This is a genomic window from Bradyrhizobium sp. CCBAU 51753 (assembly GCF_015291565.1).
GTDB lineage: Bacteria > Pseudomonadota > Alphaproteobacteria > Rhizobiales > Xanthobacteraceae > Bradyrhizobium > Bradyrhizobium ivorense.
The window spans coordinates 3141550-3158681 of sequence record NZ_CP030037.1 but is presented as its reverse complement, the minus strand read 5'-3'; the positions used below and the strand labels follow the sequence as shown (position 1 = coordinate 3158681).

Here is a 17132-nt window from a genome sequence, read left to right as displayed (position 1 = left end):
GAAATGCCCGTGACTGGTGATGCAATGGCGGAAGCTTCTGTTCTGGCCGCGCCGAGCGCGGATCTGGCTGACAACTCCCGCAGGGCGATCTGGGCCGCGGCGATCGGCAATCTGCTCGAGTGGTACGATTTCGGCGTCTATGCCTATCTCGCCGGACTGATCGCGACAAAATTCTTCCCGAACACCGATCCCACCGCCTCGCTGCTCGCCGCCTTCGCGGCCTATGGCGTCGGCTTCCTGGCGCGGCCGCTCGGCGGCATCGTGATCGGCCGCCTCGGCGACACCAGAGGCCGCAAGGCGGCACTGATGCTCACCATCTTCCTGATGGCATTCGGCACGGTGGGGCTCGGCCTGCTGCCGTCCTATGAGGCGATCGGCGTCTGGGCGCCAATCCTGCTGGTCGGCCTGCGCATCGTGCAGGGGCTGGCGGCCGGCGGCGAATGGGGCACCTCGACCGCCTTCATGGTGGAGTGGGCGCCGCAACACCGCCGCGGCCTGTATGGCAGTTTTCAGCAGGTTTCGACCGCCGGCGGCTCGCTGCTCGGCTCCGCCGTCGCCGCCATCATGACCTCGTCGCTGAGCCAGGCGGCGATGCTCGACTGGGGCTGGCGCGTGCCGTTCCTGTTCGGCGTGCTCCTGCTGTTCGTCGGCGCCTATCTGCGGCGCAACGTCGAGGAGACGCCGTCCTATGAAGCAAGCCGCCGGGCCGTCGCCGACCAGCCGGTGATCGCCGGGTTTCCGCTCGGGGCTCTCGCGTTCGGCTTCACCATCTTCTGGACCGTCGCCTATTACACGCTGCTCGCCTGGATGCCGAGCTTCACCCAGCGCTTCGCCGGGCTGACGCCATCAGAGGCGTTGTGGTCGAACACGATCGGCCTTATCGCCATGGTGATCGCGGTTCCGTTCTGGGGCGCACTGTCGGACAGGATCGGCCGCAAGCCGCTCCTGATGGCGAGCGCGATCGGCATCGGGCTGCTCGCCTATCCGCTGTTCTCGCTGATGACGGGCGGCGCCGGGCTCGCGCTGGTGATGCCGCTGCAGATCCTGCTCGGCATCCTGCTCGCGCTCTATTCCGGCGCCGGACCCGCGGCGATCTCGGAAATCTTCCCGACCCATCTGCGCTCCACATGGATGTCGAGCGGCTACGCGCTTTCGGTCGCCATCTTCGGCGGTTTCGCGCCGTTCATCGCGACCTGGCTCATCCAGGCCACAGGATCGCCGGTGTCGCCGACCTATCTCTATCTGCTGCCTGCGGCGGTGATCTCGCTGGCCGTGATCTGCAGCCTGAAGGAAACCGCCGGCACCAAACTGCGATGAGAGGCTGAAGCGCCCGCCATGCTCATTCGATTCGACGGACGCACCGCGATCGTGGCCGGAGCCGCGCGCGGCATCGGCCAGACCATCGCGCGATCGCTGGCCAATGACGGCGCGCGCGTGGTCGCCTGCGACCTGCTGCTCGATGAACTCGCACCGATCGCGGGCCGCGTCGATGGCGGCGGCGAGATCGTCGCGGCCAAGGTCGACGTCACCGATGAGGCCTCCATTGCCGAGGTCGTGGGCATTGCCGGCCGCGCCGACATCCTTGTCTATGTCGCGGGCGGCGTCCGTGGCCAAAGGCCCCGGCCGCTGGAAGAGGTGAGCGCGGACGATTTCGACGCCATCCTCGATGCCAATCTCAAGGGCGCGTTCCTGTTCATCAAGGCCACAGCGCCCGGCATGAAGACAAAAGGCGGCGGCCGCATTGTCACCATCTCGAGCCGCGCCGGCCTCGCCACCAGCCTCACCGGCATCCAGAGCTATCCCGCCGCCAAGCACGGACAAATCGGCCTGGTCAAACAGCTCGCCCAGGAGCTCGGGCCGTTCGGCATCACCGTCAATTCGGTCGCGCCCGGCTTCATGGCGACCAGCCCCGACTACGAGCGGCAGTGGAACAACTGGCCGGCCGCGTTCCGCGACAATTTCGTCAACACGATCGCGATGCGGCGCATGGGCGCGCCGCAGGACATCGCCGATGCGGTGACATTCCTCGCCTCGGACCACGCCTCATGGATCACAGGGCAGACCATCCCCGTCACCGGCGGCCCCCTGTAACGATCATCCGGGAGAACCATCATGAACGAGACGTCGAAGCTCGAAACATCGAAGCTCGAAACATCGAAGCTTGAGCCTTGGCAATGGCCGGAGGCGCACTGGCGCGGACTGGTCAACCAGGTCCGCGCGGGAAGAACCTATCGGCCGAAGAGGTGGAAGGACGGCGCGCGATGCGCGTTCGCGCTGTCATTCGATTCCGATCACGAGACCAACGAGCTGCGCGACGGCGGCAAATCGATCGGACGGATGGCGTGGGGACAATATGGCAATCGCGTCGGCGTCCCGAACATTCTGAAGCTGCTGGCAAAATACTCGGTCCCCGCGACCTTCTATGTGCCGGCCGTGTGCGCACTGATCTATCCCGACGAGCAGCGCCGCATCATCGCCGAGGGCCACGAGATCGGCATCCATTCCTGGATCCACGAGTTGAACTCGGTGCTGCCGTATGAGGCCGAAAAGGACCTGATGACGCGCGCCGCCGACGTGCTGGAGAAGACGACCAGGGTGCGACCGGTCGGCGCGCGCACGGCGTCCTGGGATTTCTCGCCGCACACGCTGCGGATCACCAAGGAGGCCGGCCTGCTCTACGATTCCTCGCTGATGGCCGACGTCGATTGCTACGAGCTGCTGCTCGATGGCGAGCCGACCGGCGTCATCGAGTTTCCGGTGGAATGGATCCGCGACGACGCCGTGTATTTCATGATGCACCGGTTCCAGGGCCTGCGTCCGTACACGCCGCCATCTGACGTGTTCGACGTATTCAGGCGCGAGTTCGAGGCGGCCTATGAAGAGGGCGGCGTCTTCCAGCTCACCTGCCACCCGCACATGATCGGCTACCGCTCGCGGCTGTGGATCATCGAGGAGCTGATTCGCCTCGCCAAGGCCAAGGGCGACGTCTGGTGCGCAACCCATGCCGATGTGGTCCGCTACGCGCGCGACCACGCCGCTTGAGGATTTGCCCAAGGAATTTGCTCAAGGAACCTGCTCATGACAAAGACCGCCCTCGTCACCGGCGGCGCGCGCGGCATTGGCCGCGCCTGCGCGCTGGCGCTCGCCGATGCCGGCTTCGACGTCGCCCTTGTCGATCTCCTCGAAGAGGAGATGGCAGCGACCGCGCGCGATATCGAGGCGCGCGGCCGGCGCACGCTGACCTTTCAGGCCGATGTCAGCGAATTTGCCCGCGCACATGCGATCGTCGAACAGGTCGGCGCGACATGGAAGCAACTCGACGTACTGCTGAACAATGCGGGCGCGGCGAACCCGAAGCCGATCCTCGAGATCACCGAGGCGGAATTCGACCGCACCATCGCGGTCAATCTGAAGAGCTGCTTCAACTTCATTCACGCGGCCGCACCGGTCATGATGAAGCAGGATGGCGGCGGGCGGATCATCTCGATTTCATCGATCAACGCGCTGTCGGGCGGCGTCACCAGCGCCGTCAGCAAGCATGCCTACGCGGCAGCCAAGGCCGGAATCCTCGGCCTCACGCGGTCGCTCGCCAAGGAGCTCGGACCCAAAGTGTCGGTCAATGCGATCTGCCCGGGCATTATCGCCACCGACCTGTTGCGCAATCTGCTCGGTGAACGGGAGGCAGAGCTGACCGCAGGCATTGCCATGGGACGGGTCGGCAGGCCCGAGGACGTTGCCAGTATCGTGCGCTATCTCGCCGTCGAGGCGCACATGTTCATGACCGGCCAGCATTTCGTGGTCGATGGCTTTCAGTGGAGCTGCTGAGCAGAGCTGAATTCGGGTGGGCAAAGAAGCGCCGCGACGTGCCCATCCTACGAACTACCGCCAGGGCTCGACCAGAATCTTGGTGTGCGCCTCGGGATTGGCGAGATCGGCGAACGCCTGCGCGACGCCGTCGATGCCGACGCGCCCCGTCACCAGCGCGCCGGCGTCGACCTGGCCTTCGGCGATCAAACGCAGCGAGTAGGCAAATTCCTCCGGCGTGTAGCCGAGCACGTACTGGACGTTGAGCTCCTTGATGATGCCAAGCATCGGCTCGGAGCGGTCGGTCTCCATGCAGACGCCGACCACGACGACGCGGGCGTGGCGCGGCGCGCCCTCGAACACCTGCTGCAGCACGCCGGGCACGCCGACGCATTCGAAGATCAACGCCGGCTTCAGCGCCGGCAGATGCGCCTGGAACGGCGGCCGCGCCGCCTTCTCCGCCTCCGTCATCTGGGCATGCTCGGCCCAGCTCGCATAAGGCTGCGTCCTGGCGGGATCGATCACGACGTCGGCGCCCATCTTTTCGGCAAGGGCGCGCCGCGCCGGCGAGTAATCGGCGGCGACGATCGGACCGAGCCCCCTGATCTTCAGCGCGGCAATCACCGCTAGGCCCACCGGGCCGCAGCCGATCACCAGCGGCACCTCACCGCCTCTGATATCGGCCATCGCCACCGCATGAACGCCGACCGCGAGCGGTTCGGTGAGCGCGGCATGCTCGGCGGCAAGGCCATTGGGCACTTCGAGCAGCAGCGGCTCGGAGAGCAGCATCTGCTCGGCATAGGCGCCGGGATTGTCGTTGGAATAGCCGATGCCCTGCGGCCCCTGCGGCGTCAGCAGCGCCGGCAGCGAGCAGACCCGCGTGCCGGGCTTCAGCCTGCGCGTGGTGCCCGGACCGTAATCGAGGATCTCGCAGCAGAACTCATGGCCGAACACGACGTCGCGCGCGAGGTCCATCGGCTTGCGGCCGGGCAGGAATTTGCTCAGCTCCACCATGCGGTGGGCGTGCATGCGCGCGTGCAGATCGGAGCCGCAGATGCCGCAGGCGAGCGACTTGACCAGCACCTGGCCGGCGCCCGGCTTCGGCTCGGGCATGGTGTCGACGACAATCTCGCCGTTCCTGAAGATCGCTGCGCGCATGGTTCCTCCCTGTTTTCACAAACAGTAGCACGGAGGATCACCACGAATAGCGCATAACACCCTTGCCGGCGTAGGATTGCGTCACGTTGGAAAACTCGCCTTCGAAGGTCGCGGCCGCCGACCAGCCGTTGCGCCACTTGACCTCGGCGGAGGCCGTGGTCAGCACGGAGTCGGAGGCCTGCGCGGCGCCGTTGACCACGAAGGCCGCGCCCGGCAGCGCCTGGAACACGGCGGCGATGTTACGGTCCGGGTTGAAGTCGTGCGCCCAGGCAACGCGGCCGCGCAGCGTCACCACGCCGCTGTCGACGGCGAAGGATTTGTCGGCGCGCAGGCCGAGCTCGCTGCGGGTGTCGGTCACGCTCTTGGCCGTGGTGTTGAGCGCGAAGGCGCCGCTGCCGGCGACCACGGTCTCGGCATAGCCCGGCAGGCCGAACGTCGTGAACTGCCCCGCGGCGTAGGGCGTCAGCCCGAGCCACGGCGTCGCGTAGCGATAGCCGCCTTCGAGCCGGCCCGACCAGGCATTGGCCTTGAACTCGGCGCGCAGATGATCGGCGCCGGCCGCGGTGACAATGCGATCGGTGGTGACGTCCTGCCAGCCATAGGCCAGCGCGGCGCTGAGATAGGCGGCGCCGATATTGTGGCGGATGAACGCGCCGGCCTGGAACAGGTCGGAGCGGCCCCAGCCGAGACCGTTGACGCTGAAATTGGTGCCGCCGCCGGCGAGCGCGAAACCCGCAAGCGTATTCGGCGACAGGCGGTAGTCGGCGCCGACCGCGGTGCCGTAGATGCTGCTGGACGTGTTGTTCGAGCCCACTACCGCGTTGCCGCTGGTGGTCTGCGAGCCGCCATAGCCCGCCGCCCACACGCTCCAGCGCTGCTCGAAGTCGAGCGGCGCCGCCGGCGCCTTGCGGTAGATGCCGGCGAAGGCGTCGCGCGCATCGGTGCGGCGCGCGGCATAGGCGAGCGAGGCGCTCTCCTCGGCGAACGGACTCGCGCCGGCGCCGGCGCCAAGACCGCCGTCGCGGCCGGCGACGAACGGATCGGTCAACAGCCCGATGAACAGGTTCATCGCGTTGAACGTCGCCTGCTGCGAGGCGGTGGCGCCCTCGCCCGAGGCCTGGGTCAGGCCGTTCGGCGTCAGCGTGCCGTAGACCAGCGGGATGCCGCCGGTGGTGTTGAAGAAATTGACCAGCGTGTTGGCGACCGCCTGCTGGTTGCCGGACAGGCCGCGGCCGAAATCCGGCGGCGTCGGCGGCACGAAATTCAGCGTCAGATTGAGATAGGCGTTGTTGGCGTCATAGCTCAGGCTCGGCGTGAAGTTCGCCGGCAGGTTGGCATTGACCAGCGACGAGAATGCCCCGTTAACGCCACCGCCCGCGCTGATAATCGTGTATTGCTTCGTCACGTAGCTGCCAGGCGCGAAGCTCGCCTTCACCGTGGCGCCGCCGAGTGTCGCCGTGCCGGTCACATTGGTACGGTCGGCCCCCACCGTCGAGACCTCGACCATGTAGCTCGCCGCCGCGGTGAAGACCAAATTGCCCTGCACGGTCAGCGTGCCGATCGAATTGCCCGGCGCCAGCGAGCCGCCGCTGACAACGGTATTGCCGAGAATGCCGTTGCCGCCGAGCGTGCCGCCGGCATTCACCGTGGTGAGGCTTGACGAGGCGATCGAGCCGTTGACGCTGAGCGTGCCGCCATTGATCGTGGTGCCGCCCGAATAGGTGTTCGCACCCGATAAGGTCAGCGTTCCCAAGCCGACCTTCTCTAGCGCGCCGCTCCCGGTGCCGTCCGCGATCACGCCACTGACAGTTGTCGACAGATTGTTGCTGCCGACGACCAGCGTGTTGCCGCCGCCGATGTAGTACCTGCCCGAGCCCGCGATCGAGCCTGCCGTGATACGGCCGTCGCCGTTCAGCCCGCGGCTGCCCCCGAAATCGACGATGGCGCCACCGTTGGTGATGAACTGTGCGTTGCCGCCGGTCGCGTTGTCGGCGAAACGGACGTCGCTCGGGGGAGGACGCCCGAAGAAATCGTCGTACGGACTGCCCGGGCTTTCAGTGATGATGATGGCATTGCCCGCCGTGGACCGGCCGCCAAAAGACAACACCGGGGTGGAAAAGCTCGTGCCGTCTGAACGGGTGATGATCGTCGCACTGGCAGCAGTTGCCGTGTCGGAGAAGAAGGTAAAAAAGGTGTTGTAGATCGTCGCATTGGCCGCCGTACTGCTGTTGTTAAAATTCCCGCCCGCGAGGAGCGTTGCCGAGCCGGCCGATGCGAAATCGCCGAACGAGGCTCCGCCGACGAGAGTGGCCTGACCGGCGTTGGTGTTCGCCAAGAAGGTCACGCCACCGTAGATGATGGCATTGGCGGCAGTGCTGGTGTCGGAGCCGCTGCGCACACCGAATGTCGTCGTGCCGAAGATCCGGGCGCTTCCGGCGGAACTGTTGTCGCGAAATACCGTGGTGCCGCCATCCGAGTTGGTGATCGTGGCGTTTCCGGCCGACGTGGCGTTGTAGAACGTCGTGATTCCAGGTCCGGCGTTGAGGGATAACCTGTTGGCATCGTTGGTGATGCTGACGAGGCCCGCGGTGCTCCCGTTGACGATATCCAGCCGGCCGTTGACGACGAGCGAGCCGCCGATCGATGAGGCGTGCGTGGCGTCGCCAACCTGCAGCGCCCCACTATAGTCGACGGTCGTGTTGCCTTGGAGGTCGTTGGCGCCGAGCAGCACCACGCGGCCCGAGCCGATCGAGTCGGAAACGGTCAGCGAGGTGCCGTTGCCGGCGGTGATGCCGCCGGAGATCGTGAGCTGCTTGCCAACGCTATTGATAGTGCCGCTCGACGAGTCGCTGATCCTGAAGTTGTTGTTGAAGGTCAGGTCGCTGGTGCCGTCGACCTTGAAGACGCCACCGTTCAGCGTCACCGTGCCGGTGCCGACCGAACTGGCGTTGGTGGCGATCACCGTCGTATGGTCCACCAGCGTACCGCCGGTGTAGGTGTTGACGCCCGAGAGCTGAATGGTCCGTTGGGTGCCCGTGCTGGTCAGGCGCAGCACGCCGGCGCCCGCGCCGTCGGCGATCACGCCCTGCAGATTAACCGCGGCTGAATTGGCATCGATCGTGCCGCCCGCGGCACTGACGGCGATGCTGTTGGCGAAGGCGATGCCGGTAAGGCTCGGCGCCATCTGGAAGATGCCGCCATTGAGCGTGATGGTGCCACTGCCGAGCGAAGCAACGTTCGTCGCTTGTACCGTTCCGGCCGATATCAGCGTGCCGCCGGTATAGGTGTTGACGCCCGACAGCACGGTGGTGCCGGCTCCGGTCAGTTGCAGGACACCGGTGCCGCCGTTGCCGTTGGCGATGACGCCGGCAATCGTCAGCACCGCGCTGCCATTGTCGATGCCGCCACCCGTGGTGTTGACCTTGAAGGCGTTGCCGAAGGTCAGGTTGCTGGCGCCGTCGGCCTTGAACGTGCCGCCGTCGAGCGTGACTGCGCCGGTGCTGACGGCATTGACGTTGGTCACCTCGATGACGCCGCCGGAAATCGTGGTCCCGCCGGTATAGGTGTTGGCGCCCGCCAGCGTCAGCGTGCCGCTTCCGGTCTTCACCAGCGTGCCGGATCCGCTGGTCGGGCCGATGCAGCCGCACGGATCGAAATCCGCGATCAGACCGCTGACCGTGCTCGACAGATTGTTGCCGCCGACGATGAGCGTATTGCCGCCGCCGATGTAATAGGTGCCGGAGCCAGCGATCGAACCCGCGGTGATGCGGTGATCGCCGTTCAGCCCGAGGCTGCCGCCGAAATCGACAAAGCCGGTGCCGTTGGTGATGAACTGCGCGTTGCCGCCGGTCGAATTGTCGACGAAGGTGGTCGCGGCGCCGCTCTCGGTGGTGATGGTAGCGTCGCCGGCGGTGGCATGCGCGGCAAAGTTCAGCACGCTGCCGGAACGATTGATGATCGTCGCATTGCCCGCGGTCGGCGCCTCGGCGGCGCTGAAGCCGCCGGTGCCGAAATAAAGCAGGCCGCTGTTGTCGATCGATGAGCTCCCCGCCGTGCTGTTCATGAAGAAGAAGACGGACCCGCTGGCCGAGTTCGTGATCTTCGCCGAGCCCGCCGACGAGAACTCGAAGAACTGCGCCGACGTGCCGAGATCGTGATTGGTGATCGTGGCCTGTCCCGCGGTGGTGTGGCCGAGGAACACCACGGAGCTGCCGCTGAAATTGTCGATCACGGCGTTTCCGGCCGTGGCGGTATCGGTGCCGCCGGGCGGACCGAGCGCGTCGCCGAACACCACGGTGCCGCCATTGGTGCTGGTGAACACGGCATTGCCGGCGGAGCTCGTGTCACGGAAGATCGTCAGCGCGCCGCTGGACGTCAACACGTTGGCGTTGCCCGCCGTGCTGCTGTCGCGAAACTCGGTGATGCCAAAATTCTTGCTCTCGATCGTCGCGGTGCCGGCCGACGTCGAGTTGTAGAATGTCGTGGTGGCAACGCCGTTGAAGCCGTCATTGACGATCTTGCTGATCGCGGCGGTGTTGGCGTTGACGATGTCGAGCTTGCCGTCGACGGCGATCTCGCCGGCGAGCGACGCAGTATGGGTCGCATCGCCGAGCTGCAGCGTCGCGCAATCGCAGATCGTGGTACCGCCGCTATAGGTGTTGGTACCGAGCATAATCACGCGGCCGAGGCCGCCCGAATTGTCCAGCACCGTCAGCTGGGCGGAGTCGTTGCCGTCACCGATATTGCCGGCGATCGTCAGCTGCACGCCATTGGCGTCGATCGCGCTGCCGGTCGCCGACTGGTTGATCGCGAAGTTGTTGCTGAAGGTCAGGTTGCTGACGCCCTCGGCCTGCAACACCGAATTGTCCAGCGTCACTGCGCCGGTGCCGAGTGAACGGTTGTTGGTGGCGATGACGGTCGTCCCGATCACCGTCGTGCCGCCGCTGTAGGTGTTGACGCCGGAGAGCTGGACGTTCGACGTTCCGGAGTGGGCGGTGTCGACCAGGAACAGCGTGCCGGCGCCGACGCCGTCCGAAATCACGCCCTGCAGATTGACCTGGGCGCCGTTCGCATCGACCGTGCCGAACGCGCCAACGCTGATGTTGTTGGCGAAGGCGATGCTGGAGACCGTCGGCGACTGCATCTGGAAGGTGCCGCCGTTGAGCGTGATGGCGCCGGTGCCGACCGAATTGGCGTTGGTGACCTGCACCGTTCCGGCCGAGATCAGCGTGCCGCCGGTGTAGCTATTAGTGCCCGCCAGCACCAGCGTGCTGTTGCCGAGCTGCTGCACCATGACCGGGCCGCCGCCGCCCTCGGCGACGTTGGCGTTGATGGTGATGGTCTGGCCGTTATCGGCATTGTTGATCAGGCCGCCGGTCGGCCCCGACCTGCTGAACTGAACCGGGTTGCCGTTGATCGTGAAGTCGCGCGAATTGGCGTTGAAGGTCCAGGAGTCCGGCAGCTTCGGGCCGGGACCGATGTTGATCGTCGGCGATCCCGTCGAATCGAAGATCGCCGATTGCCCAGGGAGGGATGGCGGCGCGGTGCCCGGATTGGACCAGTTGGTATTGAGCTCGTATTCGGTGGTGGCGGTCGTGCTTCCGGTGCCGCCCCAAACGAAGCTCTGCGCCGCTGCCGGGCCAAGCGGGAACACGCTTGCGGCCGAGGCGCAGAGCGCCAGAGCCGTCACACCACCCCGCGAGCGACTTCCAAACGAAAACGACAACGAACCAAAAAACCGCACTTCCCTGCCCCAGTAAAATGCCCTGCGGAGCTTGGAGTCAGGCTAGCATGCGGGAACCGGGAAGATTGCCGCTTTGTTTCCGAAACCGTTGAATTCGCTTCCGATGGCGAAAGTTTCGGCCGACCTGTTGTACGCGCGCAACGTTCAGGCGACCCGATGTCGCAACCGGCGCACGATTTTCGGCGGCGCGTTCAGGCGTTCGGGGACGGCTCGCTGGCGACGGCCAGCAATTGCGAGCGCCGGACGCGCTCGCGGTGGGCAGTGTAGAGGCCCGAGGCGACGATGAAACCGGCGCCGACGATGGTCCAGCCGTCGGGCAATTCGCCGAACACCAGGAAGCCGAGGATACTGACCCACACCAGTTGGGTGTAGGAGAACGGCGCCAGCACCGAGGCATCGCCGTAGCGGAACGCGAGCACCACGATCCACTGGCCCGCGGTCGACGCGACGCCGACCAGCAGGCCGAACATGATGTCGTGCCAGCTCGGCGCGACCCAGACGAACGGCACCAGCGCCGAGACGATGGCGACGCCGACGAGCGACGAATAGGCCATCACGGTGAGCGGCCGTTCGCTGCCGCTCATCATCCGCGTCATGATAAGCGTGCACGCCCAGGCCAGCGCCGAAAAGATCGGGAAGAACGCCGCGGGATGGAAGGCGGCGGTGCCCGGCCGCAGGATGATGAAGACGCCGAGGAGCCCGACTGCGGTTGCGATCCAGCGCCGCAGGCCGACCTTCTCGCCGAGGAAGGCGATCGACAGCGCGGTGACGAACAGTGGCGAGACGAAGCTGGTGGCGGAGGCTTCCGCGATCGGCAGGAAACTCAACCCGGTGATGAACAGCAGCGAGGAGCCGAGCAGCGCCGAGCCGCGCAGCACGTGCAGGCCGGGCCGTTTGCTGTGCAGCGCGAACAGCGGCGTGCCCGGCAGCATCACCGGCACCATGATCAGCGCGAACACCACGAAGCGGATCCAGGTGATCTCGATCGGGGGCAGCGTCTTGGCGAGATATTTCGCGGTGACATCGGAGGTGCCCAGAAACACCGTCGACAGCAGGATCAGCGCGATGCCCTTGAACGGCCGGTCGGTGCGCGCAGCCACTCTGCGCGCGACCGAGGTCTTCTCAGGCAATGCAAGGGGAACGCTGTCCAGCCTGGCGGCTGCGGCGGGGGGCGGAGTCACGACAATCTCGATGGCGCAATAATGGGAATCTGCTGATGCCAGAAAACTCCAATTCCGCAGCAAGGACAATGCCCGAAAACGGGACTCCGATATGCGTCAGCGCGCGCGACGGCCCGTCGCAGCCACGACACGGCCGCGAATGCAACACTTTGTTAGCAATTGTGTGAGGCGGCCGCTCCGCGCCTGATGCTCAGAGCATCGGCAGCGAGCGCGGTTTTGGTCCGCGCGGAAACGCCTTGTCGAGCGCTGCGATCTCGCTGTCGCTGAGCTTCAGATCGCCCGCCGCGGCATTCTCTACAGCATGATCCGCGCTCGATGCTTTCGGGATCGCGAGCACGGACGGGGCGCGGGTGAGGAAGCTCAGCGCGACCTGGCGCGGCGTCGCCTTGTGCGCCTGCGCGATGGATTGCAGCGCCGCGCCGCCCTTGCTCGACGCCGACGGAAAATCATTGTGGCCGAACGGCGAATAGGCGACGACGGCGACGCCGTGCTGCTCGCACCACGGGATCACCGCGTGCTCGATGGCGCGCTCCTGCAGATGGTAGAGCACCTGGTTGCAGGCGATCTTGCCTTCGCCGGCAACCGCGAGCAGTTGGCCGAGATCGTCGGCGTCGAAATTGCTGACGCCCCAGGAGCGGATCTTGCCGGCCGCGACCAGTTCGTCAAATGCCGCAACGGTGTCGGCAAGCGGATAGGAGCCGCGCCAGTGCAGCAGATAGCAATCGAGGTGATCGGTCTTCAGCCGCTTCAGCGAGCGCTCGCAGGCGGTGATGGTGCCGCGCCGCGACGCGTTGCTCGGCAGCACCTTCGAAACCAGGAACAGTTCTTCGCGCTGGCCGGCGATCGCGTCCGCAATCACGAGCTCAGCGTCGCCATACATCTCGGCGGTGTCGATATGGGTCATGCCGGCATCGATGCCGCGCTGTAGCGCCGCGACCGCCGCCTTGCGGTCACCGCGATCGAGATACCAGGTGCCCTGCCCGATCACCGAGGCCTGCGGGCCGTTCTTGCCGAATTTTTTTGTCTGCACGATCGCCTCGTTTCTCGTTGGCCCTGGCCCACTGAACGATAAATCAATCGAGTGACAATGTCTCCCCATCGTCGTCCCGGCGAAGGCCGGGACGACGGCGAGTTTGCGGCGCGTTCCGCGCAAGCCCAACGGCGCGGATCCGTCGATCCGCGCCTGGTCTGTCCGCGTTACGCGCGGTCAGACGTTGAGGTTCATCCACACCGCCTTCGGCTCGGTAAAATTATCGAGCGCGGCGGTGCCGTGCTCACGGCCGAGGCCGGAGTCGCGTTCGCCGCCCCAGGGCAGCCGCACGTCGGTGTAGCCGTAGGTGTTGATCCACACCGTGCCGGCGCGGGCCTTCTTGGCAAAGCGCTGGACCCGGCCGATGTCGGCGCTCCAGACGCCGGCGGCGAGGCTGTAGGCGGTGCCGTTGGCGATGCGCAGCGCATCGGCCTCGTCCCTGAACTTGATTACGCTGACGACGGGACCGAAGATTTCTTCCTGCGAGACGCGCATCTCGTGCGCGACATTGGCGAACACGGTGGGACGGATGAAATAGCCGCGGTCGCCGACGCGCTCGCCGCCGGTCGCAAGCTGCGCGCCTTCCTTTTTGCCGATCTCGACATAGTCGAGGATCGAGCGCATCTGCTTCTCGGAGATGACCGGCCCGAGCGCGGTGGCGCGGTCGGCGGGATCGCCGATCCGCAGGGCCTCGGCGCGCGCAACCAGGCGCTCCACCACCTCGTCATAGGCCTTCTCCTGCACCAGCACGCGCGAGCCGGCCGAGCAGACCTGGCCGGCGTTGAAGAAGATGCCGGCGGCCGCGGCTTTCGCGGCGGCTTCGAGATTGGCGTCGTCGAAAATCACGTTGGCGGACTTGCCGCCGAGCTCGAGCGAGACCCGTTTGAAATTGCCGGCGGCCCCCTTCATGATGCCGCGGCCGACGCCGGGCGAGCCGGTGAACGTCACCTTGTCGACATCAGGATGGTTGACCAGCGCGTCGCCGACGACGCGGCCGGGGCCGGTCACGATGTTGAGCACGCCCTTGGGCAGGCCGGCCTCGAGCGCGAGTTCGGCGATCCGCAGCGCCGACAGCGAGGTCAGCTCGGCGGGCTTCATCACCACGGTGCATCCGCAGGCCAGCGCTGGGGCGAGCTTCCACATCCCGATCATCAGCGGGAAATTCCACGGCACGATCGCGGCGACGACGCCGACCGGCTCGCGCACCGTGTAGGTCAGCGCGTCGTCGCGGGTCGAGACCACGTCGCCGCTGATCTTGTCGGCCCAGCCGGCGTAGTAAGTCAGCGTGTCGACCGCGGCCGGAAAGTCCTGGCGCAGCACGCCCGAGATCGGCTTGCCGGCATCGAGGCTTTCCAGCGCTGTGATCTCGTCGGCGTGCCGCTTCAACAGCTCGGCCCATCGCATCAGGATGTGGCCGCGCTCGGCGGCGCGCATGGTCCGCCATGGCCCTTCGAAGGCGCGGCGGGCGGCGGCGACCGCGCGGTCGACATCGGCCTCATTGCCTTCGGCGATGGTCGCGATCACCTGCTCGGTGGCGGGGTTGAGCGATTTGAAGCTGCGTCCGGACAGCGAGCGGACGCGGGCGCCGTCGATCAGCAACAGCTCGTCCCGGACCGTCGGGGCGTGGCGTTCGTGTCCATAGTCATATGCAGCAGACATCATATTTCCTCCTGGTATTGCACCTGAAGGTAGGAGGATTTGTTCCGCAGTAAATATGATATCTTGTGCCTATTGGAATGCCAGGATATGAATTAGACTTCATAATCGGAAGGCTGCGATGCTGCAGATCGAGATCGAGACCGTCTGGCGGTTCCGCAAGGAGAACTCACCGCAGACCGCGGTGGTGATGCTCGGCATCCTCAACGAGATCAGGAAGACCGGGAAGATCACCAGCGCCGCCAGCGACGCGCATTTGTCCTACCGCCATGTCTGGAACCTGATCGAGCAGTGGACCGAATTCTTCGGCGTGCCGCTGGTCGAGACCCAGCGCGGCAAGGGCTCAAAACTGACGCCGTTCGGCGAGAAGCTGGTGTGGGCCGGCGAGCGCATGCAGGCGCGGCTCGGGCTGCAACTGGAAAACCTCGCGCAGGAGCTGGTCACCGAGATCAAGCCGTTCCTCGAGCAGCGGCCGTCCGTCATCCGCGTGCATGCCAGCCACGGCTTTGCGGTGTCGAAACTGCGCGAGTTCCTCGACCGCGAGAGCGGCATGGGCGTCGACCTGCGCTATGTCTCCAACCAGAACTCGCTGGTCTCGCTGGCGCAGGGCGCCTGCGACCTCTCCGGCGTACATCTGCCGCGCGGCGAACTGCGCGCGCAGGGCATCAAGGCCTGCCGGGAATGGCTCGATCCGCGCGAGGACCGCGTGATCAATTTCGTCACCCGCGAGATGGGCCTGATGGTCAAGCGCGGCAACCCGCTGAAGATCACCTCGCTGAAGGATCTGGTCGAGCGCAAGGCGCGCTTCGTCAACCGCGACCACGATTCCGGAACGCGGATTCTGTTCGACCAGCTGCTGGCGCTGCACCGGATCCCGCAAGGCAAAATCAACGGCGGGCAGCACATTGAGTTTACCCATGCCGCGGTCGCCGCCTATGTCGCGAGCGGCATGGCCGATGCGAGTTTCGGCGTCGAGGCGGCGGCGCGGCAGTTTTGCCTCGATTTCATCCGCCTGCTCACCGAGGATTATTTCTTCGTCTGCAAGCGCGCGTTCCTGGAGACCGAGCCGATGCAGCGCGTGCTCGACATCATGAAGAGCAGCGCGTTTCACAAGGCGGTGGACGCTCTGCCCGGCTATGTCGCCTCGCATACCGGCGCCGTCAGCGGCGTGAAGGAGTTTCTCGAAAAGCTGCATTCCGACCGCTGATGCGGCATGATCCGGCCTTGCGGCGTGGCCGGTCAGACGCTCGCTGCGCCTGGCTTGCCGCCTGCACTTACGGCGTAGCTGCCCGGACCGTTGACCGCGATCAGCGCGAGCGCGCCGAGCAGGCCGAGATTCTTCAGGAAGTTGATGGTCTGGGTGACCACCTGCGCCTCGGGCGCGACCCAGAAATTGTGAAACATCAGCGTCGCCGCGATCGTGAACAGGAATAGCGCGACCGCCGCCGGGCGTGCGAACAGGCCGAGCACGAGCGCGACGCCACAGCCAAGCTCGACCGCGATCGCACCCGACGCAAGAATGGCGCCGATGCCGTCGGCGCCGCCGAGCCGTCCGGCGGTAACAGTGAACGCCATCACCTTGCCGATGCCGCTGTAGAGAAACAGCGGTGCAATCGCCAGCCGGGCGAACAGCAGAACCAGCGAAGTGGGAAGCGCGGCGGCCTTGTCGCCTGCCGCGAGTTGAGTGGAACTGGACATCGGCGATCTCCTTGCTGGTGACGTCAAAGCGGTTTCAGGCCGAATCGGTAGCTGAGGCTGCGCTGTGGCTGTCCTGACCGGTCATCCCGGGAAAACTCGGCGATCAGCGAATTCTTGACGCCGAACACCGCATCCGAGTCGAGATACGGACTTTCGGCGTCGAAGATGTGGGTGATCAGCATCTCGTAACCCTTGGCGGCGATCATGAAGTGGACATGCGCCGGGCGATAGGGATGCCGGCCGAGCGCCTGCAGCATCTCGCCGACCGGGCCGTCGTGCGGGATCGGATAGAACGCCGGCATGACCGAGGTGAAGGCGAACCGTCCGTTGCGATCGGTCCTGAACCGCGCGCGCATCGTCAGGGATTGCAGGTCGGCTTGTTGCACGTCGTAATAGCCGTCGTCGTCGGCGTGCCAGACGTCGACGGTCGCGTCCGCCAGCGGATCACCTTCGGGCGAGCAGACGACGCCGCTGACGCTCAGCGGCTCGCCCTCCATGCCGCCGGCGATATCGGCGCCCGATTGGACCTCCGGCGCAGCGGCCACGAAGAACGGGCCGAGCACGGTGGTCTCGGTCGCGCCCGCGGGCATCCGATGGTTGATCGCATCGACCAGCATCGAGACGCCGAGAGTGTCCGACAGCAGGATGAACTCTTGCCGCCTGTCGTTGCACATCTGCCCGGTCCGGGTCAGGAAATCGATCGCGGCATTCCATTCATCGAACGTGATCTCGGCGTCGCGGACGAAATCATGCAGATGGCGGACCAGGCTCGTCGTGATCGTCTTGAGCCGCGCGTCCCCGGTCTGCGCCAGGCTGTCGATCACGGCGTCGGTGATGTTGTGCTCGTCGAAATCGCGCATGA

12 protein-coding genes are annotated in these 17132 nt (G+C 65.9%); 5 read left to right on the top strand and 7 right to left on the bottom strand.

What is annotated here, in order from left to right; all coding sequences use genetic code 11:
- Nucleotides 1-24 precede the first annotated feature (24 nt).
- Genes XH93_RS14060 through XH93_RS14045 form a run of 4 tightly spaced genes read left to right on the top strand, consistent with a single transcriptional unit; the run spans nt 25 to nt 3825 of the window.
- On the top strand, nt 25-1317 hold the full coding sequence (locus XH93_RS14060; RefSeq protein WP_194473969.1) for an MFS transporter: 1293 nt from the start codon (nt 25-27) through the stop codon (nt 1315-1317).
- 18 nt (nt 1318-1335) lie between these two features.
- The gene (locus XH93_RS14055; RefSeq protein WP_194473968.1) at nt 1336-2091 is read left to right on the top strand and encodes an SDR family NAD(P)-dependent oxidoreductase; all 756 of its coding nucleotides are present in this window, start codon (nt 1336-1338) and stop codon (nt 2089-2091) included.
- Nucleotides 2092-2112: 21 nt separating this feature from the next.
- The gene (locus tag XH93_RS14050) at nt 2113-3042 is read left to right on the top strand and encodes a polysaccharide deacetylase (RefSeq protein ID WP_194473967.1); all 930 of its coding nucleotides are present in this window, start codon (nt 2113-2115) and stop codon (nt 3040-3042) included.
- Between the two features lie 36 nt (nt 3043-3078).
- Entirely contained in the window at nt 3079-3825 is a 747-nt protein-coding gene (locus XH93_RS14045; protein ID WP_194473966.1) for an SDR family NAD(P)-dependent oxidoreductase, read from the top strand.
- A gap of 54 nt (nt 3826-3879) precedes the next feature.
- Here XH93_RS14045 and XH93_RS14040 read toward each other — a convergent pair whose 3' ends face one another.
- The 5 genes from XH93_RS14040 to XH93_RS14020 form a co-directional block, all read right to left on the bottom strand.
- Entirely contained in the window at nt 3880-4962 is a 1083-nt protein-coding gene (locus tag XH93_RS14040) for a zinc-binding dehydrogenase (protein ID WP_194473965.1), read from the bottom strand.
- Between the two features lie 37 nt (nt 4963-4999).
- A complete protein-coding gene (locus XH93_RS14035) occupies nt 5000-10651 on the bottom strand; it encodes an autotransporter domain-containing protein (RefSeq protein WP_194473964.1) in 5652 nt (1883 codons plus the stop codon).
- A gap of 245 nt (nt 10652-10896) precedes the next feature.
- On the bottom strand, nt 10897-11886 hold the full coding sequence (locus tag XH93_RS14030; protein WP_194473963.1) for a DMT family transporter: 990 nt from the start codon (nt 11884-11886) through the stop codon (nt 10897-10899).
- Nucleotides 11887-12076: 190 nt separating this feature from the next.
- A complete protein-coding gene (locus tag XH93_RS14025; protein ID WP_246799615.1) occupies nt 12077-12916 on the bottom strand; it encodes an aldo/keto reductase in 840 nt (279 codons plus the stop codon).
- 177 nt (nt 12917-13093) lie between these two features.
- The gene (locus XH93_RS14020) at nt 13094-14575 is read right to left on the bottom strand and encodes an aldehyde dehydrogenase family protein (protein WP_194473961.1); all 1482 of its coding nucleotides are present in this window, start codon (nt 14573-14575) and stop codon (nt 13094-13096) included.
- Nucleotides 14576-14693: 118 nt separating this feature from the next.
- Here XH93_RS14020 and XH93_RS14015 point away from each other — a divergent pair, with 118 nt between their 5' ends.
- Entirely contained in the window at nt 14694-15779 is a 1086-nt protein-coding gene (locus XH93_RS14015; RefSeq protein ID WP_194473960.1) for a substrate-binding domain-containing protein, read from the top strand.
- Between the two features lie 32 nt (nt 15780-15811).
- Here the strand turns inward: XH93_RS14015 and XH93_RS14010 are convergent, their stop codons facing one another.
- Nucleotides 15812-16270, bottom strand: coding sequence for a DoxX family protein (locus tag XH93_RS14010; RefSeq protein ID WP_194473959.1), 459 nt, complete (start codon nt 16268-16270; stop codon nt 15812-15814).
- Nucleotides 16271-16293: 23 nt separating this feature from the next.
- Complete coding sequence (locus tag XH93_RS14005; protein WP_194473958.1) at nt 16294-17130, bottom strand: intradiol ring-cleavage dioxygenase; 837 nt, start codon at nt 17128-17130, stop codon at nt 16294-16296.
- Nucleotides 17131-17132: the final 2 nt, after the last annotated feature.